General features: G+C 71.5%; 23 protein-coding genes. 11 read left to right on the top strand and 12 right to left on the bottom strand.

Annotation, left to right across the window (positions count from 1 at the left end):
• Nucleotides 1–91 precede the first annotated feature (91 nt).
• Nucleotides 92–445, bottom strand: coding sequence for a transposase (locus ABT084_RS35185; RefSeq protein WP_351053082.1), 354 nt, complete (start codon nucleotides 443–445; stop codon nucleotides 92–94).
• 165 nt (nucleotides 446–610) lie between these two features.
• Entirely contained in the window at nucleotides 611–1,060 is a 450-nt protein-coding gene (locus ABT084_RS35180; RefSeq protein ID WP_351053079.1) for an SRPBCC family protein, read from the bottom strand.
• A 294-nt stretch (nucleotides 1,061–1,354) separates the two neighbouring features.
• On the opposite strand from ABT084_RS35180, the gene ABT084_RS35175 reads away from it, so the two are divergent.
• Together ABT084_RS35175 and ABT084_RS35170 are read left to right on the top strand one after the other, a co-directional pair.
• On the top strand, nucleotides 1,355–1,681 hold the full coding sequence (locus tag ABT084_RS35175) for a plasmid stabilization protein (RefSeq protein ID WP_351053077.1): 327 nt from the start codon (nucleotides 1,355–1,357) through the stop codon (nucleotides 1,679–1,681).
• Between the two features lie 101 nt (nucleotides 1,682–1,782).
• Complete coding sequence (locus tag ABT084_RS35170; RefSeq protein WP_351053074.1) at nucleotides 1,783–2,673, top strand: SDR family oxidoreductase; 891 nt, start codon at nucleotides 1,783–1,785, stop codon at nucleotides 2,671–2,673.
• A 136-nt stretch (nucleotides 2,674–2,809) separates the two neighbouring features.
• Here the strand turns inward: ABT084_RS35170 and ABT084_RS35165 are convergent, their stop codons facing one another.
• Complete coding sequence (locus tag ABT084_RS35165; RefSeq protein WP_351053071.1) at nucleotides 2,810–3,085, bottom strand: isoamylase early set domain-containing protein; 276 nt, start codon at nucleotides 3,083–3,085, stop codon at nucleotides 2,810–2,812.
• A gap of 224 nt (nucleotides 3,086–3,309) precedes the next feature.
• Here ABT084_RS35165 and ABT084_RS35160 point away from each other — a divergent pair, with 224 nt between their 5' ends.
• Nucleotides 3,310–4,854 (top strand): FAD-dependent oxidoreductase, encoded by a 1,545-nt coding sequence (locus ABT084_RS35160; RefSeq protein ID WP_502969273.1) that lies wholly within the window; start codon nucleotides 3,310–3,312, stop codon nucleotides 4,852–4,854.
• A gap of 287 nt (nucleotides 4,855–5,141) precedes the next feature.
• Nucleotides 5,142–6,011 carry a 4Fe-4S domain-containing protein gene (locus tag ABT084_RS35155; RefSeq protein WP_351053068.1) on the top strand — a complete coding sequence of 290 codons (870 nt, stop codon included), beginning with the start codon at nucleotides 5,142–5,144 and terminating at the stop codon, nucleotides 6,009–6,011.
• An 83-nt stretch (nucleotides 6,012–6,094) separates the two neighbouring features.
• Here the strand turns inward: ABT084_RS35155 and ABT084_RS35150 are convergent, their stop codons facing one another.
• The 3 genes from ABT084_RS35150 to ABT084_RS35140 are packed head-to-tail and all read right to left on the bottom strand — an operon-like array spanning nucleotide 6,095 to nucleotide 9,262.
• Nucleotides 6,095–6,976: an ABC transporter ATP-binding protein gene (locus ABT084_RS35150; RefSeq protein ID WP_351053064.1), complete on the bottom strand. Its 882-nt coding sequence runs from the start codon at nucleotides 6,974–6,976 to the stop codon at nucleotides 6,095–6,097.
• A 1-nt stretch (nucleotide 6,977) separates the two neighbouring features.
• Entirely contained in the window at nucleotides 6,978–8,093 is a 1,116-nt protein-coding gene (locus tag ABT084_RS35145; protein WP_351053061.1) for a FecCD family ABC transporter permease, read from the bottom strand.
• On the bottom strand, nucleotides 8,090–9,262 hold the full coding sequence (locus ABT084_RS35140) for a FecCD family ABC transporter permease (RefSeq protein WP_351053060.1): 1,173 nt from the start codon (nucleotides 9,260–9,262) through the stop codon (nucleotides 8,090–8,092). The genes ABT084_RS35145 and ABT084_RS35140 overlap by 4 nt, the downstream gene beginning before the upstream one ends.
• Before the next feature lie 204 nt (nucleotides 9,263–9,466).
• Here ABT084_RS35140 and ABT084_RS35135 point away from each other — a divergent pair, with 204 nt between their 5' ends.
• Entirely contained in the window at nucleotides 9,467–10,483 is a 1,017-nt protein-coding gene (locus tag ABT084_RS35135) for an ABC transporter substrate-binding protein (protein ID WP_351053057.1), read from the top strand.
• A 99-nt stretch (nucleotides 10,484–10,582) separates the two neighbouring features.
• Here the strand turns inward: ABT084_RS35135 and ABT084_RS35130 are convergent, their stop codons facing one another.
• Nucleotides 10,583–11,560 carry a (2Fe-2S)-binding protein gene (locus ABT084_RS35130; protein ID WP_351053054.1) on the bottom strand — a complete coding sequence of 326 codons (978 nt, stop codon included), beginning with the start codon at nucleotides 11,558–11,560 and terminating at the stop codon, nucleotides 10,583–10,585.
• A gap of 266 nt (nucleotides 11,561–11,826) precedes the next feature.
• On the opposite strand from ABT084_RS35130, the gene ABT084_RS35125 reads away from it, so the two are divergent.
• From ABT084_RS35125 to ABT084_RS35105, 5 genes are all read left to right on the top strand, one after another.
• A complete protein-coding gene (locus ABT084_RS35125) occupies nucleotides 11,827–13,011 on the top strand; it encodes an ATP-grasp domain-containing protein (protein WP_351053052.1) in 1,185 nt (394 codons plus the stop codon).
• The gene (locus ABT084_RS35120) at nucleotides 13,008–14,858 is read left to right on the top strand and encodes an IucA/IucC family protein (protein WP_502969272.1); all 1,851 of its coding nucleotides are present in this window, start codon (nucleotides 13,008–13,010) and stop codon (nucleotides 14,856–14,858) included. Before ABT084_RS35125 ends, ABT084_RS35120 begins: the two co-directional genes overlap by 4 nt.
• Before the next feature lie 101 nt (nucleotides 14,859–14,959).
• A complete protein-coding gene (locus ABT084_RS35115) occupies nucleotides 14,960–16,177 on the top strand; it encodes an MFS transporter (RefSeq protein ID WP_351053050.1) in 1,218 nt (405 codons plus the stop codon).
• The gene (locus ABT084_RS35110; protein WP_351053048.1) at nucleotides 16,177–18,021 is read left to right on the top strand and encodes an IucA/IucC family protein; all 1,845 of its coding nucleotides are present in this window, start codon (nucleotides 16,177–16,179) and stop codon (nucleotides 18,019–18,021) included. The genes ABT084_RS35115 and ABT084_RS35110 overlap by 1 nt, the downstream gene beginning before the upstream one ends.
• Nucleotides 18,018–19,220: a type III PLP-dependent enzyme gene (locus ABT084_RS35105; RefSeq protein ID WP_351053045.1), complete on the top strand. Its 1,203-nt coding sequence runs from the start codon at nucleotides 18,018–18,020 to the stop codon at nucleotides 19,218–19,220. Before ABT084_RS35110 ends, ABT084_RS35105 begins: the two co-directional genes overlap by 4 nt.
• A 111-nt stretch (nucleotides 19,221–19,331) precedes the next feature.
• Here the strand turns inward: ABT084_RS35105 and ABT084_RS35100 are convergent, their stop codons facing one another.
• Genes ABT084_RS35100 through ABT084_RS35085 form a run of 4 tightly spaced genes read right to left on the bottom strand, consistent with a single transcriptional unit; the run spans nucleotide 19,332 to nucleotide 22,267 of the window.
• A complete protein-coding gene (locus tag ABT084_RS35100) occupies nucleotides 19,332–19,763 on the bottom strand; it encodes a Rossmann-fold NAD(P)-binding domain-containing protein (protein ID WP_351053042.1) in 432 nt (143 codons plus the stop codon).
• Nucleotides 19,764–19,821: 58 nt separating this feature from the next.
• Nucleotides 19,822–20,046 (bottom strand): helix-turn-helix domain-containing protein, encoded by a 225-nt coding sequence (locus ABT084_RS35095; protein WP_351053039.1) that lies wholly within the window; start codon nucleotides 20,044–20,046, stop codon nucleotides 19,822–19,824.
• 39 nt (nucleotides 20,047–20,085) lie between these two features.
• The gene (locus ABT084_RS35090) at nucleotides 20,086–21,204 is read right to left on the bottom strand and encodes a fatty acid desaturase family protein (protein ID WP_351053037.1); all 1,119 of its coding nucleotides are present in this window, start codon (nucleotides 21,202–21,204) and stop codon (nucleotides 20,086–20,088) included.
• A gap of 7 nt (nucleotides 21,205–21,211) precedes the next feature.
• Nucleotides 21,212–22,267, bottom strand: coding sequence for a ferredoxin reductase (locus ABT084_RS35085; protein ID WP_351053034.1), 1,056 nt, complete (start codon nucleotides 22,265–22,267; stop codon nucleotides 21,212–21,214).
• Between the two features lie 86 nt (nucleotides 22,268–22,353).
• Between ABT084_RS35085 and ABT084_RS35080 the strand changes: the two genes are divergently transcribed.
• Complete coding sequence (locus tag ABT084_RS35080) at nucleotides 22,354–23,493, top strand: helix-turn-helix domain-containing protein (protein WP_351053032.1); 1,140 nt, start codon at nucleotides 22,354–22,356, stop codon at nucleotides 23,491–23,493.
• Nucleotides 23,494–23,615: 122 nt separating this feature from the next.
• Here ABT084_RS35080 and ABT084_RS35075 read toward each other — a convergent pair whose 3' ends face one another.
• Nucleotides 23,616–24,239 carry a hypothetical protein gene (locus ABT084_RS35075; protein ID WP_351053030.1) on the bottom strand — a complete coding sequence of 208 codons (624 nt, stop codon included), beginning with the start codon at nucleotides 24,237–24,239 and terminating at the stop codon, nucleotides 23,616–23,618.
• Nucleotides 24,240–24,410: the final 171 nt, after the last annotated feature.

Genomic DNA, 24,410 nt, shown 5'->3' with positions numbered 1-24,410 from the left:
GCGCTCGTACTGGACGTACTTGGGCTTTCGGCCGGTGCGGCGAGAGCACGTGCCGGGCGTCGCGACGGGGCGAACATTGCCTGACGCGGCACTAGGTCATCCAGGGGCGGTTCCAGTCCTCTTCTGTGGTCCGGTCCGTCCCCGTCGTTGCGGTCGGCTCCGCCTCCTGGCCGCTGTCGGCGCATCGGACGGGGTGGCCGCTGTCGGCAAGGATCGTGAGGATCGCCTGCCAGGTGCCGTCGGCGTTCCACAGGCGCAGGCGTTCGGCGCAGCGGTGCCAGGGCCCGTAACGGGCGGGCATGTCGTGCCAGCGGCGGCCGCCGTTCTGCTGCCACAGGATGCCGTTGACGATGGACCGGTAGTCCGCTCCGCCCGGCCCGCACCTCGGAAGCAGCCGGCCGACGGCCGCCCAGTGATGGTCCTCGAGATCATGAAATGCGTTCACACCGGCTCAACGATCGGCCCGCACTCACAGGCACGTAGACGCTTCCCCATACTCCGGATTCGTCGGCTGGTGACGATCACAGGTCGCGACAACCCGGTCGACCCGGCCGGCCCGTCCGCGCGGGCAGGCCGGTGTTCACCCGCACGCGGCCTTTCAGTGGTGGCTTCAGACTTCGCCGCGCCAGGCGCCGCTCTCGTGGCCGCGTTCCTCGATGTAGGCCTTGAACTTCTTGAGGTTGCCCGTGACCTGCCGTTTGACGAAGCCGAGTTTGTCGCCGACGTTCTCCGCGAACCCATCCGGGTCGTAGTCGAGCTGGAGCATCACCTTGGTCCGGTTGTCGGACAGATGATGGAAGGTGACCACACCGGCCTGCTTGACCTCGCCGCCGAGCGCGGTCCAGGCGACCCGCTCGTCCGGGATCTGCTCGGTGATCTCCGCCTCGAACTCCTTGGTCACTCCGCCGATCTTCGCCACCCAGTGCGTCATCGTGTCCGTGCGCTGGTCGATCCGTTCCACTCCGTCCATGAAGTGCGGAAACGATTCGAACTGCGTCCACTGGTTGTACGCGGTGCGCACCGGAACATCGACCTCGACGGACTCTTCCACCTGCGACATCTGAACAATCCTTCCTCTTCGCCCGGAGCGGGCACCACGGTCCGCCCGTATCCGGGGGGCTTCTTCTCCTCACCACGCCCCTGCCCGCGATCTCCTCCTCCATGACCCTGGAAGGGCGAACTCATCACGATGAGGGGGATGAGGGCATGAACACGGCGGCCCTGTCGGAGTCGCTCATGATCTGGTGACACGGCGAAGGAGCGCCGCGCCGCCGTTCGCTCCGCGTGAGATGCGCGCGGATCCGGGTACGCGCACCCTGACCTTGAGGTCCCCCCAACGAAGAGAGGTTCCGCCATGCCCCGAGGATCCAGCCCCAAGCGCGAGCGCCAGTACGAGCACATCAAGGAGTCCGGCGAGAAGCGCGGCATGTCCGAAGACCGCGCTAAGGAGATGGCCTCACGCACGGTGAACAAGGAGCGTGCCCGGTCGGGGGAGAGTAAATCGGCCAACCGTGGCTCCACACAGGGCACGTCGGCCTCCGGGCGAGGCGGACAGAAGTCCGGGAGTGCCGGCTCGTCCGGGCGCACGAAGGACGAGCTGTACGAAGAGGCGAAGAAGCGCGGCATCGAGGGCCGCTCCACCATGAACAAGCAGCAGCTCAAGAGCGCCCTCGGCCACTGACCGCTGTCGTTGCGGAGCGGCCGCCCCTCCCGACAAGGGGGTCGGCATCACCCTGGCGGCCGCTCCTCGATCCGCCCGGACGGGCGCACCACGGAGATCCCATGCCGCACGAAACACCCCGAGTTCCCGACCCCGTGACCCGCCACCCCAGTCCTCCCTTTCCCGACCAGGAACAGGACCACCCCGGCTTCACCGAGGCGATGAACCCTCGACCCGACCACGGCGAGGAGTCCTACCGCGGCCACGGCCTCCTCACCGACCGGGCGGCTGTGGTCACCGGCGGCGATTCCGGCATCGGCAGGGCCGTATGCCTCGCCTTCGCCCGGGAAGGCGCCGACGTCGTCTTCACCCATCTGCCCGAGGAGACGGACGAGGCCGCCGAGACGGCCCGGCTGGTGCGGGAGGCGGGCCGCACAGCGGTGCCCGTCGCGTGCGACATCCGCGACGAGGATCAGTGCGGGGCCCTGATAGACCGGGCCGTGACCGAGCTCGGGCGCGTCGACATCCTGGTGAACAACGCCGCCTACCAGATGTCGCAGCCCGACGGGATCGAAGCGATCACCACGGAGCAGTTCGACCGGGTGATGAAGACCAACCTGTACGGAATGTTCTGGCTGACCCGCAAGGCGCTCGGGTACATGCCCAAGGGCGGCTGCGTCATCAACACGACGTCCGTCCAGGGCTACCAGCCGAGTCCCCACCTGCTCGACTACGCCATGACCAAATCGGCGATCATCTCCTTCACCCATGGGCTCGCGCAGATGCTCGCCCAGCGGGGCATCCGCGTCAACGGCGTCGCTCCCGGCCCGGTGTGGACGCCGCTCATCCCGGCGACGATGCCGGATGCGAAGCGGTTCGGCGAGCAGTCGCCCCTGGGCCGGCCCGCCCAGCCCGCCGAGATGGCACCCGCGTACGTCTTCCTCGCCTCGCCGCAGGCGAGCTACATCACCGGCGAGATCGTGAACGCCACGGGTGGCACGCCCCTGCCGTGATCCCACTGGCGCGGTGCGGAGCACGGGCCCCGTTGTGCCTGACGGAGTACGGGCGCCCGGGCCCCATCGGAAACGTGCGCGAGGGACCCGGACGAGGGCGTACGGACGGCAGGCAGGGTGCCTGGCCGCCCGGTACTCAGGTCTGCAGGCGGCTGTTCGTGCCGTCGTGGGCGTCCGCGTGCTCCTCGTCGAACCAGTAGTCGCCGGCAGCCAGGTACCGGAAGGAATGGACGCTCCCTTCGGGCAGCGCGACGCTCACGGCACGCATGCCGTCACCGCGCCGCTCCAGGATGTGGGTTCCGGGCTGCCAGTCGTTGAAGTCCCCGACGACGCTGACGGGGCCGGGCGGGCTGTCGGCCGGGAGGACGAAGGTGACCTGGGCACGGTCCTTGAGCAGCTTGCGCTCCAGCATCGGAGAGAACTCCTCGCAACAGGGGATGGTGCGCCCCATCCTCCGGCCGACGTCACGAAACAACCTCCGGGGTCGGCCGAGGGGGTGGGCCCCCTCACCCGCTCGGCCGCGTCGCCCGCCCCTTGCGGGACCCATCCTCCGCACCAGCGTGTCCGGACCGGCACGGCGGGTCACCGAAGAGGACGTCCATGCATCACCCCGGCCCCACTGGGCAGTCGCCGGACATGAACCGACCTCCGAACGACGGCCGCTCCTACTGGATGCGGACGGCCGACCTGCCGTCCTTCGCTCCCCTCTCGGGGACGGCGCAGGCGGATGCGGCGGTGATCGGCAGCGGCATCGTCGGTCTCAGCACGGCGTGGGAACTCGCCCGTATGGGGCTGAGCGTCGTCGTGCTGGAAGCGGACCGGCTCGCGGGAGGCGTCACCGGGCACACGACGGGGAAGGTCACCGCCCTGCACACCGCCGTGTACGACACGCTCCGGACGGACCACGGACAGGACACCGCACGCCGGTACGCGGCCTCCCAGAGCGCCGCGCTGCGTCACATCGTCGACGTGGCCGCGGAACTCGGCATCGACTGCGAACTGGAGGAACGCCCCGCCTTCACGTACTCCCGCGATCCCGAGGGCGTGGCGGCCCTGCGCGCGGAGGCCGAGGCGGCCCGGGCAGCCGGGCTCAGTGCTTCCTTCGTCACCGCGACCGGTCTGCCGTTCCCGGTCGCCGGAGCGGTGCGGGTGGAGGACCAGGCACAATTCCATCCGCTCAAGTACCTGCGCGGCCTCGTCGACGACATCGTCGCGCACGGCGGACACATCCACGAGGGCACCCGCGTCACGGCACTCGACGACGGCGATCCGTGCCGGCTCACCACCGACTCGGGTGCCACCGTCACCGCCCGCCACGTCGTGGTGGCCACCCACCACCCCGTCTTCGACCATGCCCTGCTCACCGCCCGGCTGACGCAGCACCGCGATCTGGTGATCGCGGGCCCGCTGCCCGCCCACCTCGATCCCGACGGGATGTACATCACGGAGGAGGGCGGCAAGCGGTCCGTGCGCACGGCGCCGCTCGCCGACGGCGGCCGCCTCCTGATCGTCACCGGAGAGGCGTTCACTCCGGGCGAGGGGCACGACACCGAGGCCGGGTACGCACGCTTGCAGAGCTGGGCAGAGCAGCACTTCCCCGGCGTCACGATCACCCACCGGTGGGCAGCACAGGACAACAGCGTCACGGACACCCTGCCCCTCATCGGCCGTCTGCCCGGCGGCGGCGACCACGTCTACGTCGCCACCGGGTTCGCCGGCTGGGGCATGACGGGCGGGGTCCTGGCCGCCACGGTCATCGCCTCCCTCATCGGCGGCGAGAAGGACCCGTGGGGCGGTCTCTACGATCCCCGGCGCCTCGGATCCGCGCTGCGCTCCGCTCCGGAGCTCCTCAAAGCCCAGTGGGACACCGGCAAGCACTTCGTCAAGGACCGCCTCGACACGCTCGGCGACGGCACCAACGGACCCGTACGGAGCCTGCGGCCGGGCGAGGGGACGGTCATCAGGGCGGCCGGCAAGCCCTGCGCCGTACACCGCGACGACAGGGGTGGTCTGCACGCCGTGTCCGCCGTCTGCACCCACCTCGGATGTCTCGTCGCCTTCAACAACGCGGAACGAACGTGGGAGTGCCCCTGCCACGGCTCCCGCTTCGGCGTCGACGGCGAGGTCCTCCAGGGACCGGCACTCGGCCCCCTGGAACAGCTGGACCCGGGCGAGCTCTGACCCCCGGACGAGGAGGGCGTCGCGGTCCCGCGCGGTTGCCGCGCGGTGACCGGGTCAAGGGTGGTACACCCGCAACGGCGGCACCGCCGCGAGCTCGGTGACGATACGTGGAGGCTCGACAGGTCCCTGGCGAGGAGGCGATCATCCGCTCGGCGCCGACCAGATCCGTGAGATGGCGTGGGGGCCGGAAGTACAAGACCGGCAGGTCCTACCGGTTCCGGCTGCGGGTGGGGTATCCCTGGGAGCGGCCCCGATCGGGGCCGTTCCTCCGAGGACGGAGATCCGCCGTGGACGGCTGGTACGTGGACGACCGTTGCTTCAACTGCGATGTCGCGCGACAGCTCGCGCCCGAACTGATCGGCGAAGCCGACGGAAGGTCCCGGATCCTGCGGCCGCCCCGCGATGAAATGGAGACGCGGCGCTTACACGCAGCGGCCTTCGCCTGCCCCACCCGCTCGATCCGCCCCGCCTCCGGGCAACCGGACCGGGGCCTCGATCCCTTTCCGATGGCCCTGGACAGCGGCGTATTCCTGTGCGGGCACAACTCCCAGCACACCGCAGGGGCCAATTCCTACCTGCTGCTGCGGCCCTCCCATACGGTCATGATGATCGACACACCGCGCTGGAACCACGAACTCGCCGAGCGTTACGCGGCGCTGGGCCCCGTCACCGATGTACTCCTCACCCATCGGGACCACGCCGCCCACGGCCGCCGCTACGCCGGCCATTACGGCGCCCGGCTGTGGATCCACGAAGGCGACCTCGACGCGGCGCCGGACGCGGACCAGGTGATCCGGGGCCTGGAGCCCGTGGAGATCGGTGAGGGGGTCACCGCCCACCCCCTGCCCGGCCACACACCGGGCAGCGTGCTCTACCTCGCGGATGACCGGTACTGCTTCAGCGGAGACAGCTTCTTCTGGTCACGCACCACACGTGACCTGGAAGTCGCGGACAGCGTGATCTGGTACTCCATCGAGGAGTTGGCCGCCTCACTGGCCAGGACGGCCGGACAGCTCCGGTTCGAATGGGTCCTGCCCGGCCACGGCGACCGCCGCCGACTGCCCGCCGACGAGATGTCCCGGCGGTTGGGAGCGCTGGCGGACCGTACTCGGCAATTGCGGCCCCGGCCGGTCGACTTCACCGCCATCCGCTGGTGAAAGGGCGGTCCGGGCAGCCCGACCGGAACCGCACCCCCATGCGGCAGCCCCGAAGGGCTCGCCGGCTCGTCGGTGCGCGGCCCTCAGGCCGGGGTCTGGCGGCGGCCGCCCTGGGGGATGACCAGGGGGGTGCCGGCCACCGGGCAGGGGATGACCTCGGCGCGGAGGCCGAAGACGTCGTGGACCAGGTCCGGGGTGACGATGTCGGACGGGGGGCCGGCCGCCACGATGCGGCCTTCCCGCATGGCCACCAGGTGGTCGGCGTAGCGGCAGGCCAGGTTCAGTTCGTGGAGGACCATGACGACCGTGCGGCCGTCGGTGCGGTTGAGGTCGGCCACGAGTTCCAGGACGTCGACCTGGTGGGCCAGGTCCAGGTAGGTCGTGGGCTCGTCCAGGAGGAGGACCGAGGTGTCCTGGGCCAGGGCCATCGCGATCCAGACGCGTTGGCGCTGGCCGCCGGAGAGCTCGTCGAGCGAGCGGTCGGCGAGGTCGGCCGTTCCGGTCGCGGTCAGGGCCGCGTCCACGGCCGCCTCGTCCGAGGCGGACCACTGGCGCCACCACCGCTGGTGCGGGGTGCGGCCGCGGGCGACCAGGTCGCGCACGGCGATGCCGTCCGGGGCGCTGGGGGTCTGCGGCAGCAGGGCCAGGCGCAGGGAGAAGTCCCGGGCGGAGAGGGAGGCGATGTCCTCGCCGTCGAGGAGGACGCTTCCGTCGGCCGGCTTGAGGAGGCGGGCCAGGGCGCGCAGGGCCGTGGACTTGCCGCAGGCGTTCGGGCCGACCAGAGCGGTGACCCGGCCCGCCGGGATCGGCAGGTCGAGGTCCTCGGCGACGATCCGGTCGCCGTAGCCCAGGCGCAGACCGGAGCCGTGCAGGGCTGCGGCCCGGCTGGACCCGGCGTCGGTACCGGTGTTGGCGATCACGTCGGCGTCAGCGCCGGTGGGTGGGGCGGTCAGTGGGGCGGTCATCTCAGCCTCCCTTTCCGGCCCGGTTGGCCCGGGCGAGCAGCAGTAGCAGGTACGGGGCGCCCACGGCGCCGGTGAGCACGCCGACGGGCAGTTCGATCGGGGCCAGTACGAGGCGGGCGGCCAGGTCGGCGAGGATGAGCAGGACCGCGCCGGTCAGCGCGCTGGCCACCAGCGGGATGCCGGCGGTGCCGGTGAGGCGGCGGGCGATCTGCGGGGCGCCGAGCGCGACGAAGGCGATCGGCCCGGCGGCCGAGGTGGCCAGCGCCGTCAGGCAGGTGGCGAGCACGAGCAGCGCGATACGGGAGTGCTTCAGCGGGATGCCGAGGCTGCGCGCGGTGTCGTCGTCGTACTGCAGCAGTTGGTACGGGCGGGCCAGCGCCAGCGTCAGCGGCATGAGCAGGGCGAGGGCCAGCCCGGACCACTGGACGTGTTCGTAGCCGCGGCCGTTGAGGCTGCCGGTGAGCCAGACCATGGCGCGGGCGGCCTGGTCGATGTCGGCGCGGGCCAGCAGCCAGCGCGTCAGGGCGACCAGGGCGCCGTTCGCGGCGAGGCCGACGAGGACGAAGCGGTAGCCGGTGATGGTGCCGTCGCGGTAGGCGAGTACGTAGATCACGGCGGAGGTGAGCAGCGCGCCGGCGAGCGCCCCGAAGGGTACGGCGCCGAACGTGGCCGCCGCGGCGGACGTGGCCCCACCGATCAGGATCGCGGTGACCGCGCCCGCCCCGGATCCGGCGGCGATGCCGATCAGGTCGGGGCTGGCCAGGGAGTTGCGGGTGACCGCCTGGTAGACGGCGCCGGCCAGGCCGAACGCCGCGCCGACCAGGAGGGCGGTCAGGGCGCGTGGCAGCCGGAGTTCATGGATGATCAGGTCGGAGGCACCGTGGCCGTATCCGAGGACTCCGCCGAGCACGTCGCCGATCGGGATGGCGTACGTACCGAGGGACACGGAGGCGACGAGCCCGGCGAATCCGGTGAGGAGGAGGCCGAGCAGGGTGAGCGCGACGCGGGGGCGCACGGCGACGCCGACCGGTCCGGCTTCCAGGCGCAGCGGGCGGGGCCCCGGCCGGTTCGCGGGTGAAGGGCTCGTCGGCGACGCGCTCGTCGTGGACAGGCTCATCGGGTGTGCTCCTTCAACTTGCCCCGCTTGACCAGGAGGGCGAGGAAGGGAGCGCCGAGCAGGGCGGTGACGACTCCGGCCTCCAGTTCGCCGGGGCGGGCGACCATCCGGCCGACGACGTCCGCGGTCAGTACCAGAGCCGCGCCGCCCACCGCCGAACACGGCACCAGCCAGCGGGCGTCGGGTCCGGTGAACGCCCGGACGATGTGCGGCACGACCAGCCCGATGAAGGTCACGGGACCGGCGGCGGCGACGGCCGTCCCCGCCAGCAGGATCACGGCCACGGCGCCGAGGGCACGCGTCGTCCGCACCTTGGTGCCCAGGCTGCTGGCGAGGTCGTCGCCGAGCGCGAGCGCGTTGAGGCGGCCGCTGAGCCCGAGGGCCAGCAGGAGCCCGACGAGGGCGAACGGCAGCAGGGTCAGGGCCAGTCCGGAGTCCCGGCCGGCGAGTGAGCCGACCGCCCAGAACCGGTACTGGTCGAGCGTGCGGACGTCGAGCAGCACGAGGGTGTTGGTGCCCGCGTCGAGCAGGACGGTCACGGCCGCCCCGGCGAGCGCCAGTTTGGCGGGGGTGGCACCGCCGTACCCGGTGCCGCCGACGGCGTACGCGAGCAGGCCGGCGAGCGCGGCGCCGAGGAAGGCGAACCAGATGTACTGGTAAGGGCTCGTCAGCCCCAGCGCGCCGATGCTGAGGGCGACGGCGAACGAGCCGCCGGCGCTGATGCCGATGAGGCCCGGGTCGCCGAGAGGGTTGCGGGTGATGTCCTGGGCGACCGCGCCGGCCGCGCCCAGGGCCACGCCGACGATCAGCCCGAGGAAGGTGCGCGGCATGCGCAGTTCCCGGACCACCACCGCGTCGCCGTCGGTACCGCCGGTGATCGCGCTGAGTACGTCCGACAGCGGAACGGACTTGGTGCCGATGGCGAGTGACGCGCAGACGGCCGCGAAGAGCGCGACGAGGAGTCCGGCCGTCAACGCGGCGCGGGTGGCCGTCCTGTTGCGGTCGCGGGTCGCGGTCCCGGGGGCCGTGTCGGTGGCGAGGGAGGCAGCGGAGACGGTTGCGGTGGCGGCTGCGGCGGCGGTGGCGTTTCGGCCAAGGGCGGGGCGTGGTGGCGGCACGGGGCGGCGGTCGGCATCGGCCGCCTTCCCGGCGACGGGCTTCGAGGTCACGCCTCACAAGGTAAGGGATGCCTTACCGAAGTGGAGAATCCCCCGCGGGGTGGATTCAGGCCGGGACAGCGGCTATTGTCACCAACGCCTAGGTAGGTAAGCCTTGCCTAAGATGCTGGTCAGGGTCTGCTCGAAGTGTTCGTCACCACCGAGCGGTCCCTGGCCAGTTGCTCGTCTGCACTGTAGCTCTTGGGAGAAAACCCGATGAACACCTTCGTTCAGCGCCGTCGGCCCGGCCGGATCGCCGCTGCCGTCCTGACGGCGGCCATGGCCTTCTCGCTGGCCGCCTGCGGCAGTGGGGACGGCAAGGCCGCCGACACCGCCGACAAGCCGGCCGCCGCGGCCGACGCGGGGTTCCCGCGCACCATCACCCATGACAAGGGCACCACCGAGATCAAGACCAAGCCCAAGCGCGTGGTGGCGCTGGACAACAGCCTCGTCGAGGCCGTCGTCGCGCTGGACGCCCCGCTCGTCGGCGGCGTCGGCTCGTACCGTGACCAGAAGGGCTTCCCCGCCTACCTCGGCGACGCGGTCAAGGACACCAAGGACGTCGGCCCGCTCGACAGCCCCAACCTCGAGGCGATCGCGGCCCTGAAGCCCGACCTGATCGTCTCGGCCACCGTCCGCCACGCGGACCTGTACGACCAGCTGAGCAAGATCGCTCCGACCGTCTTCGTCAAGACGACCGGCCCGATCTGGAAGGAGAACATCACCTTCCTCGGCACGGCGCTCGGCCAGGAGGAGAAGGCCAAGGCCGAGCTCACGGCGTACCAGACCCGCGCGAAGAAGATCGGTGACGCCATCAACGCCCAGGGCGGCGGCAGCGGCGACGGCGGCAAGCCGACCTTCTCCGTCACCCGTTTCGTGGACGGCCCGACCCGCGTCTACCTCCCGAAGACCTTCAGCGGCATCATCCTGACGGACATGGGGCTGCTGCGGCCGGAAAACCAGCGCGACACCGCGAAGTTCAACATCGAGATCAGCGAAGAGCAGATCCAGCAGGTCGACGCCGATCACATCTTCCTGACGGCCTTCTCGGGCGGCGCGGAGCGCAAGAAGAAGTTCACGGAGAACCCGCTGTGGCAGCGCCTGAACGCGGTCCAGAAGGGCCACGTCCACGAGGTGGACGACGCCACGTGGATGACCTCGGTCTCCCTCCAGGGTGCGGACATGGTCCTGGACGACATGGCGAAGACCTTCAAGGTCGACCCCGCCAAGTGAGTCGACGGACCCGCTGACCCGCGCGGTCCGACACGTCGGGCCGGTACCGAGATCCTCGGTACCGGCCCGACGCCGTTTCCCGGCGGGTGGAAGGGCCGTTCAGCCCTCGCCCTCCAGCCGCCGCAGCCGCTCCCCGTCACAGGTGCGGGGGCACGTGCCGCACGGGCCGGCGGCGTCGAGCTTGTAGTACAGGCAGCAGCCCGTCCGGGTGCGCGTCGGGTACCGGTGGCCCTCGCGGCCCACCAGGCGGCGGAAGTCGGCGCCGCCGGGAAAGGGCGCGATGGCAGCCGGGAGCAGTTCGGTCGCGGCGGTGACGGAGTGTTCCTCCTGGCCGAGGGTGCGGCCGAGGTACCAGATGCCGGACACCAGGTCGTCGCCGACCATGCCCCACAGGGCGCGCGGTCCGCGCCGCACGTGCGGGCCGATGGCGGCGAGCAGGGGCCGCATGTGGTCGACCACGGCGGAGCGCAATTCGGCGCGCAGCGCTTCCTCGTCGGCGACCGGGCGTACCCGGGACCTCCCTGGACCGGACCTCCGTACGTCGGACATCCGTACGCCGAAGGGCGCGACGGGGGCCGCGGCCGGGTCGTCCGGCAGGCAGGCGAACCCGGAACCCGGGGTCACCTCGAACCCGCCCGTCGCGAGGTCGACGCGGATCTCCGCCGGGCTGATGCGCGGGACGCGGCGGTCCAGGTACCAGGTGCCGCTCATCAGCAGGCTGACGGACCAGAGGTAGTCGTGCAGGGCACGGGAGGCGGCGACGTCCGGGCGGGACGCGTGGCCGTGGCGCTCGCGGATGCGCGCGGCCTCGGCGCCGATGAAGGCCGACAGGGCCTGCGGGTCCTGCGCCAGTTCCGCACCCGTCACCCATTCCCCGGTCGGCCGCGCCTCCTCGTCGGCGCTGTCGGCGTTCGCACCGACACCGACACCGACACCAGCGCCGACGCCGACACCGACGCCCGCGACCCGTACGGCCAGCGCCTCGCACAACGCGGCGAGACGGCGGTAGCCAGGGGCGAGTGCAGGGCCCCCGCGCACGGCCCTGCGCGGCACGGGAGTGTCCAGGGGAGTCGTCATGGGCGTTCCTCAACAGCGTGCGGGTATCGGCGGGTCGGAGAGACGTGAGGACCAGGGGGCGGCGTAGATTGGTAAGCCTTACCTTATTCTAAGGTGATGGCTGATCAAGTCGGCCAAGCCGGACGCCGGAAGGGCGACTTGAAAACTTAGGTTTGGCTAACCTAAACTGCGGCAGCCGGTGTTGCCCCCGCCCCGCCGGTGTCGAGCCGATCGTTCCGTGATCACGGCTGCTCGTCCTCGCCACGACTCGGAAGGGGTTGCCGCCCATGCGGTTGTACCTGCTCGCCATCAACCCCACGGATTCGGTCACCGAAGGCTTCCTCCCCGCCGCGGCCCGACTCGGCCTCGACGTCACCGTCCTGACCGACCAGCCCGAGCGCCACCGCGGCCGCTACGCCGCGGGCGTCGAGGTCCTGGAGTGCGACGTACGCGATTTCCGCGCCGTCATCACCCGGATGTCGAGCCACCACACGCCCGACGCGGTCTTCACCAACAGCGATCACCTGCAGACGCAGGCGGCCCTGGCCGCCGAGTACTTCGGCCTCCCGGGCAAGAGCTGGCAGGCCGCCCTGCGCGTCAAGGACAAGGCGCAGATGCGCCGTCACCTCGCCGCCTCCGGCACCGGCACCGTGTGGTCCATGGAGATCGGCCCCGGGGAGGTGCCCGCGGCCGCCGACGTGCCGTACCCCTGCGTGGTCAAGCCGCGTGAAGGAGTGGCCAGCGAGGACGTCGTCCTCGTCCACGCGCCCGAGGACCTGCTCCTGCACTGCAAGGAGATACAGGCTCGGCGGCCCGGCGCCGCCCTGGTCGTCGAGGAGTACCTCAGGGGCGATCTGCACACGCTGGAGACGCTCGGCGACGGCGCCGTCCGCCACGTCCTGGGTGGGTTCCGCACCGAACTCTCGGCGCCGCCGCACTTCATAGAGAAGCGCTCCACCTTCGTCCCGGCCCACCCCGAGCCGGTCGTGGCCCAGATCCTGACCCAGCTCGATGCCCTCGGCATCGGTTTCGGCATCTGCCACACCGAGTTCGTGGTGCACGAGGGCCGCGCCCGCATCATCGAGGTCAACTACCGGGCCATCGGCGACCAGTGCGACCTGATGCTCGCCGAGCTCCTCGGCATCCCGCTCTTCGAACGTGTCCTGCGCACCCATCTCGGGCAGGCGCTCCCCGCCGAACTCGACGTCCGCCGCGACGGCGTGGCCCGGATCGACTGGCCGTGCGCCGACCGCGCCGGCACCCTGACGGCCGCACCCGCCGCCACCGACCTCATCGTGGACGGCGTCCGCCTTGTGTACCGGCCCCTGCGTGCCGTGGGCGAGCGGCACGAGCTGTACCACACCAACCGCGACTACCTCGGCGTCGTCCGGGCCGTCGGCACCGACCCGGCGGCCGTCGACCGTGTCGTGGCCGGGTTCCTCGCCGATCAGCACTGGGAGATCACGCCGTGACCCGCGCCGCCACCCCGGACGCCACGACTGCCGCGAAGGCGACCGCGACCACGACCGCGACCAAGATCTCGGGCGCCGAGGATGCCGAAGGGATTCTCCTGCTGCGCGTGCTGAGCGCCTTCCTCCGCGAGGACGTCGTGGGCCTGCGCACCCGCACCACGACGGTCGACCGCGAGGACGGCCCCTGGGTGCGCCTGCCGCTGCCCGGCGGCGAGGGCTCCTTGCTGCTCCCCGTCCGCGAAGACGGCTTTCAGGGCGTGTACGCCGCCCGCCGCCCCGTCCTCGTCCGCGAGCCGGAGGGTGCCGAACTCACCGGATCCGACCAGGTCCTGGCCGCCCTGACCGCACTCGCCGACCCCCTCGACCTCCCCGGTTTCGAGGCGTTCGCCGAGGAGTGCCGTCAGACCCTGGCGACGATGCGGCTGCACGAGCGCACGGCCGGTGAGGTCTTCGACGCACTGACCGCCCGCCACGGCGCCGACCCCGCCGACTGGAGGGGCCTTGCCGCCTCCCTCGCCTACGACGCCCTCGCCGCCCGTCTCGACCACCCGGTCTACCCGACCTCGCGCGGCCGCTCGGGCCTGGACGATGCGCAACTACGGGCGTACGCACCCGAGTTCCACCCGCGCTTCGCCCTGCGCTGGCTCGCCGTGCCACGGGAGGCGCTGACCATCCCCGGCGGCCCCGCGATGCTGCCCGCCGGCTGGCCCTCCCCCGCCGACCTCGGCCTGCCGGAGCTGGGCGACAGCCACCTCGCGCTCCCGGTCCACCCGCTCAGCCTCGGCGCACCCTTGCGCGAGGCCCTGCGCGAGGCCGGGCTGGAGGGCACGGCCGTCCTGGCCAAGGAGCCGTATCTGGAGGCCGTACCGACCCTGTCGATGCGTACGGTCGGCCTGGTCGGCGAGCCGGACCTGCACCTCAAGCTGCCGTTGGCCACCGCCACCCTGGGCCTGCGCAACCGCCGCACCATCAAGCCCGTCACCCTGGTGCACGGCGCCGCCGGACAGCGCCTGCTGGAGGCGGTGCTCGGGCGGGAGCCGCGGTTCAAGGACGCGATCCTGCACGCCGACGAGACGGTCTACGCCCACGCCGGACACGAGCTGCTCGCCGTCCTGTGCCGCCGCTACCCGGCCGGCCTCGACGGCGCCGTCGTACTGCCCCTGGCCGCCCTCCTCGGCCACGCCCCCGGCGGGCGGCTGGTCATCGACCACCTCGCCGACCGCTTCCACGACGGCGACCCCCTCGCGCTGCTCGACGCCTGCCTCACCCTGCTGCTCGACTGGCAGACCACCCTCTACGACTACGGGATCGCCATCGAATCCCACCAGCAGAACATCTCTTTGGTGCTCGACCGCACCCCGGAGGACGGCCGCACCCGGGTGCGGCTGCTGTTCAAGGACGACGACAGCCCCCGCCTCAACGTGCCGCGCCTGCGGCAGACCCTGGGCGCGGAGGCCGATGAGCTGCTGGCCGGATTCCAGGACCCGCGGATGTCCGGTGACGACTACAGCGCCGTCACCGACATGCTCACCACCATCACCCTCCACCTGTGCGCCGCTTCGTACGCCTTCGGGCTGTCGACGCACGGCCGCACCGCTTCGCCCGAGGCGGTACTGGGGCTCGTGCGCGAACGGCTGGCCGAGGCGGCGGAGCGACTCGGTACGGGCAGCGGGGAGCCGGGCGCGGAGCTGCGGGCGCGGGTGCTGGACGCCGCCGAGCTGCCGGTGAAGGCGATGGTCACCGCCGGAACGCTGCTCACCAAGGAGCGCTCGGGCGCCTCGGACATCAACACGCACTACACGACCGGCCCCAACTACCTGCGCCGGCGAGCGAGGGACCTGCGATGAGTGCCACGGGACCTGCGACGAGAGCCACAGCGGCAGCGGACACCGCCGAACCGGCAAAGGACACCGCCGGAGCGCCGACGGCAACTCCCGCGGATCGGCCGGTGCCCGCGACCCCGTCCCGGCCGACGCTGGAGCGTCGGCAAGTGCACGCCGTCGCCGGATGCTACTTCGTGGCGTCCTTCGCCGCCCTCGGGCTGCCTCCCTACCTCACCGAGATCCTCCCTGGGCTCGGCGATGCCACCGCCCACTGGGCGGGTGTGCTGTACGTCGTCCCGACCGTGTTCGGCGCGGTGGGCGCCCCCCTGTGGGGGAAGCTCGCCGACCGGTTCGGCCGCAAGCGGCTGCTGCTGCGTGCCCAGCTCGGGCTCGCGCTGTCGTTCCTGCTCGCCGGGTGGGCCGACTCCCTGGCCACCTTCACCCTGGCGCTCGTACTCCAGGGCATCCTCGGCGGCACGTTCGCCGCGTCCAACGGTTACCTCGGCGCCGCCCTGGAGGGGCCGGAGCTGTCCAAGGCGCTCACCCTGATGCAGGGTGCGGCGCGGGCGGCGCTGGTCTTCGCGCCCGTGGTCGTCGGCTCGCTGTCGCCCTGGCTGTCCCCGCACCGCCAGTACGCCCTGCTCGCCGTCCTGCCCCTCACCGCGGCGGCGCTCATCGCGGCCCTGCCGGAGTCGCGCGGGCAGAGACGGGCCGCGGCGGTCTCGCCGGATCCCGTGGGCGAGGTGCGCCCGGAGCCTTCCCCGGTATCCGCACTCCGCACCCTCTACGCCCTTGAATTCGCCTTCGTCTTCTCCACCGTGATCTCCTTCCCCTACCTGATCCGGCTGATCGACGAGCGCATACCCGGTACCTCCCCGTTCCTCTCGGGCGTCATCTTCGCCCTGCCCCACATGTGCTATCTGCTGACGGCGATGAAGGTGCACTCCGCCTTCCACCACCGCCCCCGCCTCGGCATCGCCCTGGGTTTCACCTGCATCGCGCTCGGCCTGGCCGGGCACGGTGTGGCCGACAGCCTGCTCACGCTGATCGCCGTTCGCCTGCTGCTCGGCGCGGGTCTGACCCTCGGGCTCGTCTGTCTGTCCGTGCTGGCCGCCGAATGTGCCAAAGGCCGGGCTCCCGGCCGGCTGTTCGGCTCGCTGGAGTTCTTCTCCAAGGCGGGCGCGGTCGTCGCCGGCGTCGTCGCCGCCGTGGGCACCAGCCAGTACGGCCCGGCCGCCCCCGTGTTCACCGGCGGTGCCGTGGCCGTGGTCACCGCCTGCGCCCTCGCCCTGCCCCGCACTCGTAGAGGTCTCCGATCCATCCGTACCCGCTGGAGCCGTTGATGCCCCCGCTGAACAAGTCGCTCGCCACCGCCCCCGTGCCCGTCGGCCATACCGCCGGCGCCACCCCCACCGGTCTGCCGAGCGCCGACGCCGTCGTCGCGTACACACTCCTCAACTGCCTGCTGCGCGAGGTGTCCGGCCCCGAGCACCAGAGCGCCGTCTCCGACGGCCACCTGCTGCTGCGTCTGCCCCGCCGCGGCGTGCTGCTGCGGGTCGCCCTGCGCCGCACCTCACTGCTGGGCGCCCACCGGTTCACCGGCCCCGTGCTGGAGCAGCGCGGGGATGTCTGGACGGAGATCGACTGGCGGCGTCTCGCCGAGTACACCCAGGACGAGCTGTCGCTGCGCACGGGTGTGCGCAATGAGGAGTTCCTGGACCAGATCGTCTCCAGCCACGAGGCGGTCACCGCGTCCCTCGCGGTGCGCCGCGCGCCGCAGGACACGCCCGGTTCCGTCGGCTCCTCCGGCTCCTCCGGCTCCCCCGGCTCCCCCGGTTGCGTCGGTTCCGCCGACGACTCCGGCCTGGCGACGTACGTCGCCTCCGAGCAGTCCCTGCTCTTCGGCCACCGCTTCCACCCCACGCCCAAGGCCCGCAGCGGCGACACGGCCTCCTGGATGTCGTACGCACCCGAGGTGGGCGCCGTCTTCCGCCTGCAACACCTCGCCGTACGCGACCACTTGGTCGCCGAGGAATCCGTCGAGGAGGGCGCTGCCGCACCGCTGGACCGGCTGCGCTCGGACGTGCCGGACGGCTACCGCCTGCTCCCGGCCCATCCCTGGCAGTACGAGATGCTCCGCGAGCACCCGGAGTTCCGGGCAGCCCTCGACCGCGGCGACATCCTCGACCTCGGCCAGGGCGGGGAGCCGTTCGCCGCCACCGCGTCGGTCCGCACGCTCTACGACGGCGAGACGTTCCTCAAGTTCAGCCTGAACGTCCGCATCACCAACTGCCTGCGCAAAAACGCCAGTTACGAGCTGTCCGGCGCCGTGGCCCTGACCCGCCTGCTGGAGCCCGCACTGACGGACCTGGCGCAGCGCTTCCCCGGCAGCGCCATGCTCCGCGAGCCCGCCTACCGCAGCCTCGCGCTGCCCGGCCCCGACGGCACCCCTGAGCATGCGCTGCTCGAAGGTTTCGGCGTGATCGTCCGAGAAGGCCTGTCGCGGCAACTCCTGCCGGGCACCACCCCGTTGCTCGCGGCGGCCGTCTGTGACGAGTACCCGACCGGCCCCGGCCACATCTCCCGGCTCCTGGCGGGCGAGGGCCCGCAGACGACGCTGGCCTGGTGGACGGCGTACCTCAAACTCCTCCTCCCGCCCGTCCTGGCCGCCTACTTCGACCACGGGCTGGTCCTCGAACCGCATCTGCAGAACGTCGTCGTCTGCGTGGACGACGAGGGCATGCCCGCCCAGGTCCTCTTCCGCGACCTGGAAGGCACCAAGCTCGTGCCCGACCGGCACGCCGCCCTCCTCGCCTCACTGCCCGCCGAGGTCGCGGGCCCCATGACGTACGACGCCCAGCGCGGCTGGGACCGCGTCGTCTACTGCCTGCTGGTCAATCACGTCGCCGAGATGCTCGCCGCCCTCGCCGACCTGCACCCGCAGACCGAGGCCGCCCTGTGGGCGCAGGTCCGCGCCACCCTCCAGACCTACGCCGACCAGAACGGCTGCCCACCGCGGCTCGCCGCCCTGCTGGCCGGGGTGCCCCTGCCGGCGAAGGCCAACCTCCTGACCCGCTGGGAGCGCAAGGCCGACCGCGAGGCCGGCTACGTACTCCTCGCGTCCCCCTTCGCGGAGGCCGTCCTCTCAGAGGCTGCGCACGATTCCACCTGGAGCGAGACCCGATGATTCCCACTCCTTCGGTCACGGACCGCATCCAGTCGCTGGACGCCGCGGAGCTGCCCGCCTACATCTACGACCTGGCGGCCCTGCGTGCGCACGCGGCGTCCATCCGAGCGGCCGTGCCCGCGGGCGTGGAGCTGTATTACGCCGCCAAGGCGAATCCCGAGGCGGAGCTGCTGGCCGCGCTCAGCCCGTACGTGGACGGATACGAGGTCTCCTCGGGCGGCGAACTCACCCACGTCGCCAAGGCCGTACCGGGCCGCCCGCTGGCCTTCGGGGGCCCGGGAAAGACCCCGGCGGAGCTGACGGCGGCGCTGGAGTCGGGCGTGGCCCGCTACCACGTGGAGAGCCTCCACGACCTCCGGATGCTGGCGGACCTGTCGGCCCGCACCACCCCGCACTCCCCCATCGGGGTCCTGCTGCGCGTCAACCTCCCGCTGTCCGAAGGCTCGCTGGCGGGCAGCTCGCTGGCGATGGGCGGCCGCCCGACCCCCTTCGGGCTGGACCCGGCCGATGCCGAGACCGCGGCAGCCCTGCTCACCGCCGACACCTGGCCTCACCTCGAACTCCTGGGCGTACACGCCCACTTGGCGAGTGGCCTCGAAGCCCCCGACCTCGTGGCCTCGGCCGCCTCGATCGTCACCTGGTCCGAGAAACTCGCGATCCGCCACGGTTTCGCCCTCCGCGAGGTGAACGTGGGCGGCGGCATGCACGTGTCGTACGCGACCCCGGGCGTGCTCTTCGACTGGAAGACGTACGGCGAGGGCCTCGCCCGGATCACGGCCGCCCACCCCGGCGTCACCCTGCGCATCGAACCGGGCCGGGCGATGACGGCCTACTGCGGCTGGTACGCCACCGAGGTCCTGGACGTGAAGGACAGCCACGGCGAGGCGTTCGCGGTCGTCCGCGGCGGCACCCACCACCTGCGCACCCCGGCCACCAAAGGTCACGACCAGCCCTGCTCCATCGTCCCGTTCGACCCCTGGCCGCACCCCTGGCCCCGCCCGGCCGGCACGCGGTCCGAGGTCACCCTCAGCGGCCAGCTCTGCACCCCCAAGGACCTCCTGGCCCGGCGCGTACCGGCCCCCGGCCTGCGTGCCGGCGACCGCGTGGCCTTCGCCCTGGCCGGCGCCTATGCCTGGAACATCTCCCACCACGACTTCCTGATGCACCCCCACCCCACCCACCACTTCCTCAACCCCTGAACACCGCACCGGCTCAGCGCCCACCCCTCGTCAGCCGGCCAGGGCTTCCCGGAGCGTTGAGGCCTTGAGCCCGAAGGCGTCGCGGATGTCGCTGTCGTCCACCAGGAACCGCTACTCGGACATGTAGCTCATCTCCGCGAACTCCCGCCACAGAGGATCGGTCAAGGACAGCAGTGTCAGATCCCGTTCGGTGAGCGGTTCCAGCCGCGGTGCGGGCGCTCCGTGGAGTCGGGCGAGTTCGGTCGCGGCCTGGCGCAGGGTCGTGGTGATGACCGGGGCGTGCCAGGCGCGTCCCCAGGATCGCTCGTCGCCGCCGACCGCCACCAGCGCCGCCGCGACGTCTTCGGTGTACGAGAACGCATGCGCCGCGTCGGGGTGTCCGTGGACGAGGGCCAGTTCGCCGTCGCGGACCCGGGGTGCGACCAGCAGCGTGAACGACGAGACCGCTCCGGGACCCAGGTACTGGCCGGCCCGCACTTCGGTGACCCGCAGTCGCCCCGCGTCGTGGGCGTTCTTGGCGTGCCGCCACAGCTCGGCGCGCACCCGGCGGGCCTCAGCCGCGCTGCGCCCCGCCGCTGACCAGCGTCAGGGTCGCGCCCGATCACTGCTCGGTCACTGGCCGCCCCCTGACGTTCCTGCGGTGGGTGAAGGCGTCCCGGTAGGCGGGCGGGGTCATGCCCATGTGGCGGCTCAGATGCTGGCGGAGCGACTCGCCCGAGCCGAGGCCGCTGCGGGCGGCCGCCTGGTCGACGGTGAGCCGGGTGGCTTCCAGCAACTCACGGGCCCGCAGCAGCCGCTGCTGGAGGAGCCACTGGAACGGGGTCACACCGGTCCGTCCGAGAGCATCCTCGCAGCGGATCCCGTATCAGGCCGCGACGAGCTCCTGCTCGCGGTCCGGCGTCTTGACCTTGGGCTTCTTGTTCGGCAGCGAGAGCCGGAAGACCTTGTGCCACGCGGAGAACACCTGCTTGGGCAGCGGCCCGGTGACGTACTCCAGCTCGTACTTCTCGAACAGCGCGCGCACCTTCACCGCGACCTCGGCGTACCGGTTGCTCGGCAGGTCCGGGAACAGGTGGTGCTCGATCTGGTGCGACAGGTTTCCGGTCATGAAGTGCATGGCCCTGCTGCCGCTGATGTTCGCCGAGCCCATCATCTGGCGCAGGTACCACTGGCCGCGCGTCTCGCCCTTGATCGACCGGCGCTCGAAGACCTGCACGCCCTCGGGGAAGTGCCCGCACATGATCACCGAATGGGTCCAGATGTTGCGGACCAGGTTCGCGGTGAACGTGGCGGCGAGCGTGGTGAGGAACGACGGGCCCGATAGCAGCGGGTGGATCACGTAGTCCTTGAGCACCTGCTTGCGGATCTTGCGGCCCACGGCCCTGGCCCGCGCGCGGAACTCCGGGTTCTTGCGGCGGCGCTTGGACAGGTTCTTGCCGAGCTCCAGGTCGTACGCCGCGATGCCGTACTCGAAGAAGCAGGCGTTGAGGAAGTTCCACAGCGGCTGACCGAGGTGGAACGGGTGCCACCTCTGGTCCTCGTCGACGCGCATGATGCCGTAGCCGAGGTCGTTGTCCTTGCCGATCACGTTGGTGTACGTGTGGTGCAGCTCGTTGTGGGAGTGCTTCCACTGGTCGGCCGGCGAGACGTGGTCCCAGTCCCAGGTGGTGGAGTGGATCTTCGGGTCCCGCATCCAGTCCCACTGGCCGTGCAGGATGTTGTGGCCGATCTCCATGTTGTCCATGATCTTCGCCACGGACAGACCGGCGGTGCCGATCAGCCACGCGGGCGGGAAGATCGAGAACAGCAGCACGCCCCTGCTGACCAGCTCGAGCTTGCGCTGCGCCGCGATGACCTTGCGGATGTAGGCAGCGTCCTTCTCACCGCGGCTGGCGATCACCTCGTCGCGGATCGCGTCCAGCTCGCGGCCGAGCTCCTCGATCTGCTCCGCGGTCAGGTGGGCGGTGGGGTCGATGGCGGTCAAGGTGCTCCTACCGTTCGATGTCGCAGGGGCCCGCCGCGGCGGACACGCAGGTCTGGATGAGGACGCCGGGCTCGGCTTCGGTGATCTCACCGGTACGCAGGTCGCGTACGGCGCCCGTCTTGAGCGGCGTGACGCAGCCGAAGCAGATGCCCATGCGGCACCCGGACGGCATGAGCACGCCGGCCTCCTCGCCGACGTCCAGCAACGGCGTGGCGCCGTCCGCGTCGACGGTCTTGCCGGTGGCACTGAAGGTGACCTCGCCGCCGTCACCGGCGACGACGATGCCGGGGCGGAAGCGTTCGGTGTGCAGGCGCTCCTGGACGCCGTGTTCGCTCCAGAGCTCTTCGGCGGCGTCGAGCAGGCCCGCGGGCCCGCACGCCCAGGTCTCGCGCTCGGCCCAGTCGGGCACGAGTGCGTCGAGACGGGCGATGTCGAGCCTGCCGTCGGTGTCGGTGTGCACCTCGGTGAGCCGCAGCTTCTTGTCCGCGACCAGGTCGTGCAGTTCGCCCCGGAAGATCACGTCGTGCGGCCGCGGCGCGCAGTGGACCATGACGACGTCGTCGAACTCTGTGTCGCGCAGCATGCCCATCACCGGCGTGATGCCGCTGCCGGCCGTCAGGTAGAGCACCTTGGCGGGCTTGGCCTCCGGCAGCACGAAGTCACCGGTCGCCTGGTCGAGCTGGATCAGGGTGCCCGGTTTCGCCGCGCGGACCAGGTGGTTGCTGACCTTGCCGTCCGGGATCGCCTTCACGGTGATCGTGACGCGCCCGTCCTTGCGATGGGGCGGCGAGGTGATCGAGTAGGCGCGCCACAGGCGCCTCCCGTCGACGTCGACCCCGACCCGCACGTACTGACCGGCCGTGTGACCGCGCCAGCCCCGTCCCGGCCTGATCACGATGGTCGCGGCGTCACCCGTCTCCGGCTGCACGGCCTCGATGCGCCCACGCAGGTCAGCGCCCGCACGCAGCGGGCTGACCAGGTCGAGGTAGTCCGACGGCAGCAGCGGCGTCGTCACCATCTCCAGCAGTTTCCACGCCCTACTGCGGAGGGCTGCACTCGTCATGACCCCAGCTTGGTGCGCCTCAAGGCGTAAAGTCCTGACCGTAAGACGTAAATCTGGTCGGCTGAATTGTTCGTAGGGAATAAAACGTGAGCCATCCAATCCGGAGAGTCACCGAACTGACCTTGGATGAGACGACGGTCACAGCACTTCGGGCCACGCTGAGAACCACCGCCGACGAGGTCGTCCAGGCGATCATCGACGAGGTCCCTCCCTACGCCAACGCCCTTTCGGGCCGCATGGGCGGCACCATCCGCCGAGCCGTCCGCACCGCCCTGGGGCATTACCTGGACCTCGCGAGCGGGAACGCCACGGGCGGCGACGCCGGGGACGCGGCCTACGAGCTGGGCCGCGGCGAGGTGCGCGACGGCCGTTCGATGGACGCCCTGCTCAGCGCCTACCGCGTCGGCGCCCGCGTGGCCTGGCGATGCCTGGCAGCGGGCGCCGTACCCGCAGGTCTGCCCGCCGCCGAGGTCGCCAAGTTCGCCGAGCTGACCTTCGCCTACATCGACGAGCTCTCCGCCGCGAGCGCCGCGGGCCACGCCGACGAGCTGGCCGCCCGGGGCCGGGACCACGAGCGCCACCTGGAACACCTGGCCCGCGACCTCCTCGCCGGCGCGAGCCCGGACGTACTGCTGGCCTCCGCACAACGGGCCGGGTGGCAGCCGCCGGTTTCGCTGACCGCGGTCCTGCTGCCCGCCGACCAGGCCCGGCCCGCCTACCGGGCCCTCGACCCGGGCACCCTCGTCCTCGACGACCTGCCGGACGCCTTCGGTGTGCTGCTCGTCCCCGACGCCGACCGGTCACATCTCCTGCGGCAGCTGAGCGGCCGCACCGCCGTGGTCGGCCCGGCGCGGCCCTGGACGCGTGCGTCCGCCTCGTACGCACGCGCCGCACGCGCGCGCTCCCTCTCCGGCGATATCCGCGACACCGAGGAACACCTGCCCGAGCTGGTGCTGAGCGCCGACGTGGACGCGTTCGCGGACCTGCGTGCCCGAGCCCTCGCACCGTTGCTGGCCTTGCCCGTCGCGACGGGACGGCGGCTGGAGGAGACGTTGCGGGAGTGGCTTCTGCACCAGGGCAGGCGGGACGAGGTGGCGGCGGCGTTGTTCGTCCATCCCCAGACCGTCCGGTACCGGATGTCGCAGCTGCGGGAGCTGTTTCCGGATCTCGCATCGCCACACCGGGTCCTTGAGCTGACGCTGGCGGTCGGCCTTCGGGTCAGCTGACGCGCGCTCGTACGGTCTACGACCGCGTCCAGGAGCGCCAGCAGTTCGGCAGGCCGGGCCGCGACTTCCGGACGAGACGGCCTAGCGGCCTCAGGCGGTAGCGGCCTCAGGCGGTAGCGGCCTCAGGCGGCGAACAGGCTGGTGTGGCCGGGCAACTGCTGCCCCGGGCGCAGGAACCGTTCGCCGCCTTGTCCGTCGCGCACCACGACGAACCCGGCGTCAGTCAGCCGCTGGGCGATCTTCCCGCGGCGGAGCGCGCCCACCTTGAACGCCACGGCGCAGAGCACCGCGACCGCCCCGCCGGAGACGACCGCTTCGAGCGCCGACCTGTCGATGAGCATGAGGACGGTCAGGACCGCGCAGGCGAGGTAACACACCGCCTTCTGCCTCCGGTTGGCGATGTACTGGGCCATGACATCGAAGGTGACGAGGTCTTTCAGTACGGCCACGGCACCGACCGCCTCGGGGAGCGGCTTCAGCGAGCCCTCCTCCAGCCCCGGCACCGTCCCGCCGTTGCCCGCCCGCGGGTGGGCGGTGATGGTGGCCGCCTCGCGGACGCGCGCTTCGGGTTGCGGGTCCCGGTACATCCGGACCTGGACGAGTGAGTTCTTGTACCCCGTCCTGTACGCCATGCCGTACGTGTAGCCGTACTGCTCCGCCACGTGCGCCAGGGCGGCCGCCTTCGGCGCGGAGCCCTGGGGGGCGATCTCGACGATGTCCTGCTGACGGGCGATCTGCTGAAGCATCCCCGCTATGTGACGTTCTACGGACATCCTGTTCCCCGCCCCCTGGGGCCCCGCGACTGGGGCCGACCGGCGCACAGCCTAGTACTGCAACGGTGTTTGCCGTGACGGTTGGGCAGGTCGGTCGTTGTTCAGTTCATGGGTGGGGAACTTGCTGCTGCCCGGTCGTGGGCT

Origin of the sequence: Streptomyces sp. NPDC002138 (genome assembly GCF_040296485.1) — a bacterium.
GTDB lineage: Bacteria > Actinomycetota > Actinomycetes > Streptomycetales > Streptomycetaceae > Streptomyces.
The sequence above is the reverse complement of the archived record's forward strand: the minus strand, read 5'-3'. Positions and strand labels throughout refer to the sequence as shown.

Coding starts and splice junctions, on each gene's coding strand:
- ABT084_RS35180 (WP_351053079.1), bottom strand. CDS start 1,060: ATGTCGCAGGTGGAAGAGTCCGTCGAGGTCGATGTTCCGGTGCGCACC.
- ABT084_RS35175 (WP_351053077.1), top strand. CDS start 1,355: ATGCCCCGAGGATCCAGCCCCAAGCGCGAGCGCCAGTACGAGCACATC.
- ABT084_RS35170 (WP_351053074.1), top strand. CDS start 1,783: ATGCCGCACGAAACACCCCGAGTTCCCGACCCCGTGACCCGCCACCCC.
- ABT084_RS35165 (WP_351053071.1), bottom strand. CDS start 3,085: ATGCTGGAGCGCAAGCTGCTCAAGGACCGTGCCCAGGTCACCTTCGTC.
- ABT084_RS35160 (WP_502969273.1), top strand. CDS start 3,310: ATGAACCGACCTCCGAACGACGGCCGCTCCTACTGGATGCGGACGGCC.
- ABT084_RS35150 (WP_351053064.1), bottom strand. CDS start 6,976: ATGACCGCCCCACTGACCGCCCCACCCACCGGCGCTGACGCCGACGTG.
- ABT084_RS35145 (WP_351053061.1), bottom strand. CDS start 8,093: ATGAGCCTGTCCACGACGAGCGCGTCGCCGACGAGCCCTTCACCCGCG.
- ABT084_RS35135 (WP_351053057.1), top strand. CDS start 9,467: ATGAACACCTTCGTTCAGCGCCGTCGGCCCGGCCGGATCGCCGCTGCC.
- ABT084_RS35130 (WP_351053054.1), bottom strand. CDS start 11,560: ATGACGACTCCCCTGGACACTCCCGTGCCGCGCAGGGCCGTGCGCGGG.
- ABT084_RS35125 (WP_351053052.1), top strand. CDS start 11,827: ATGCGGTTGTACCTGCTCGCCATCAACCCCACGGATTCGGTCACCGAA.
- ABT084_RS35110 (WP_351053048.1), top strand. CDS start 16,177: ATGCCCCCGCTGAACAAGTCGCTCGCCACCGCCCCCGTGCCCGTCGGC.
- ABT084_RS35105 (WP_351053045.1), top strand. CDS start 18,018: ATGATTCCCACTCCTTCGGTCACGGACCGCATCCAGTCGCTGGACGCC.
- ABT084_RS35085 (WP_351053034.1), bottom strand. CDS start 22,267: ATGACGAGTGCAGCCCTCCGCAGTAGGGCGTGGAAACTGCTGGAGATG.
- ABT084_RS35075 (WP_351053030.1), bottom strand. CDS start 24,239: ATGCTTCAGCAGATCGCCCGTCAGCAGGACATCGTCGAGATCGCCCCC.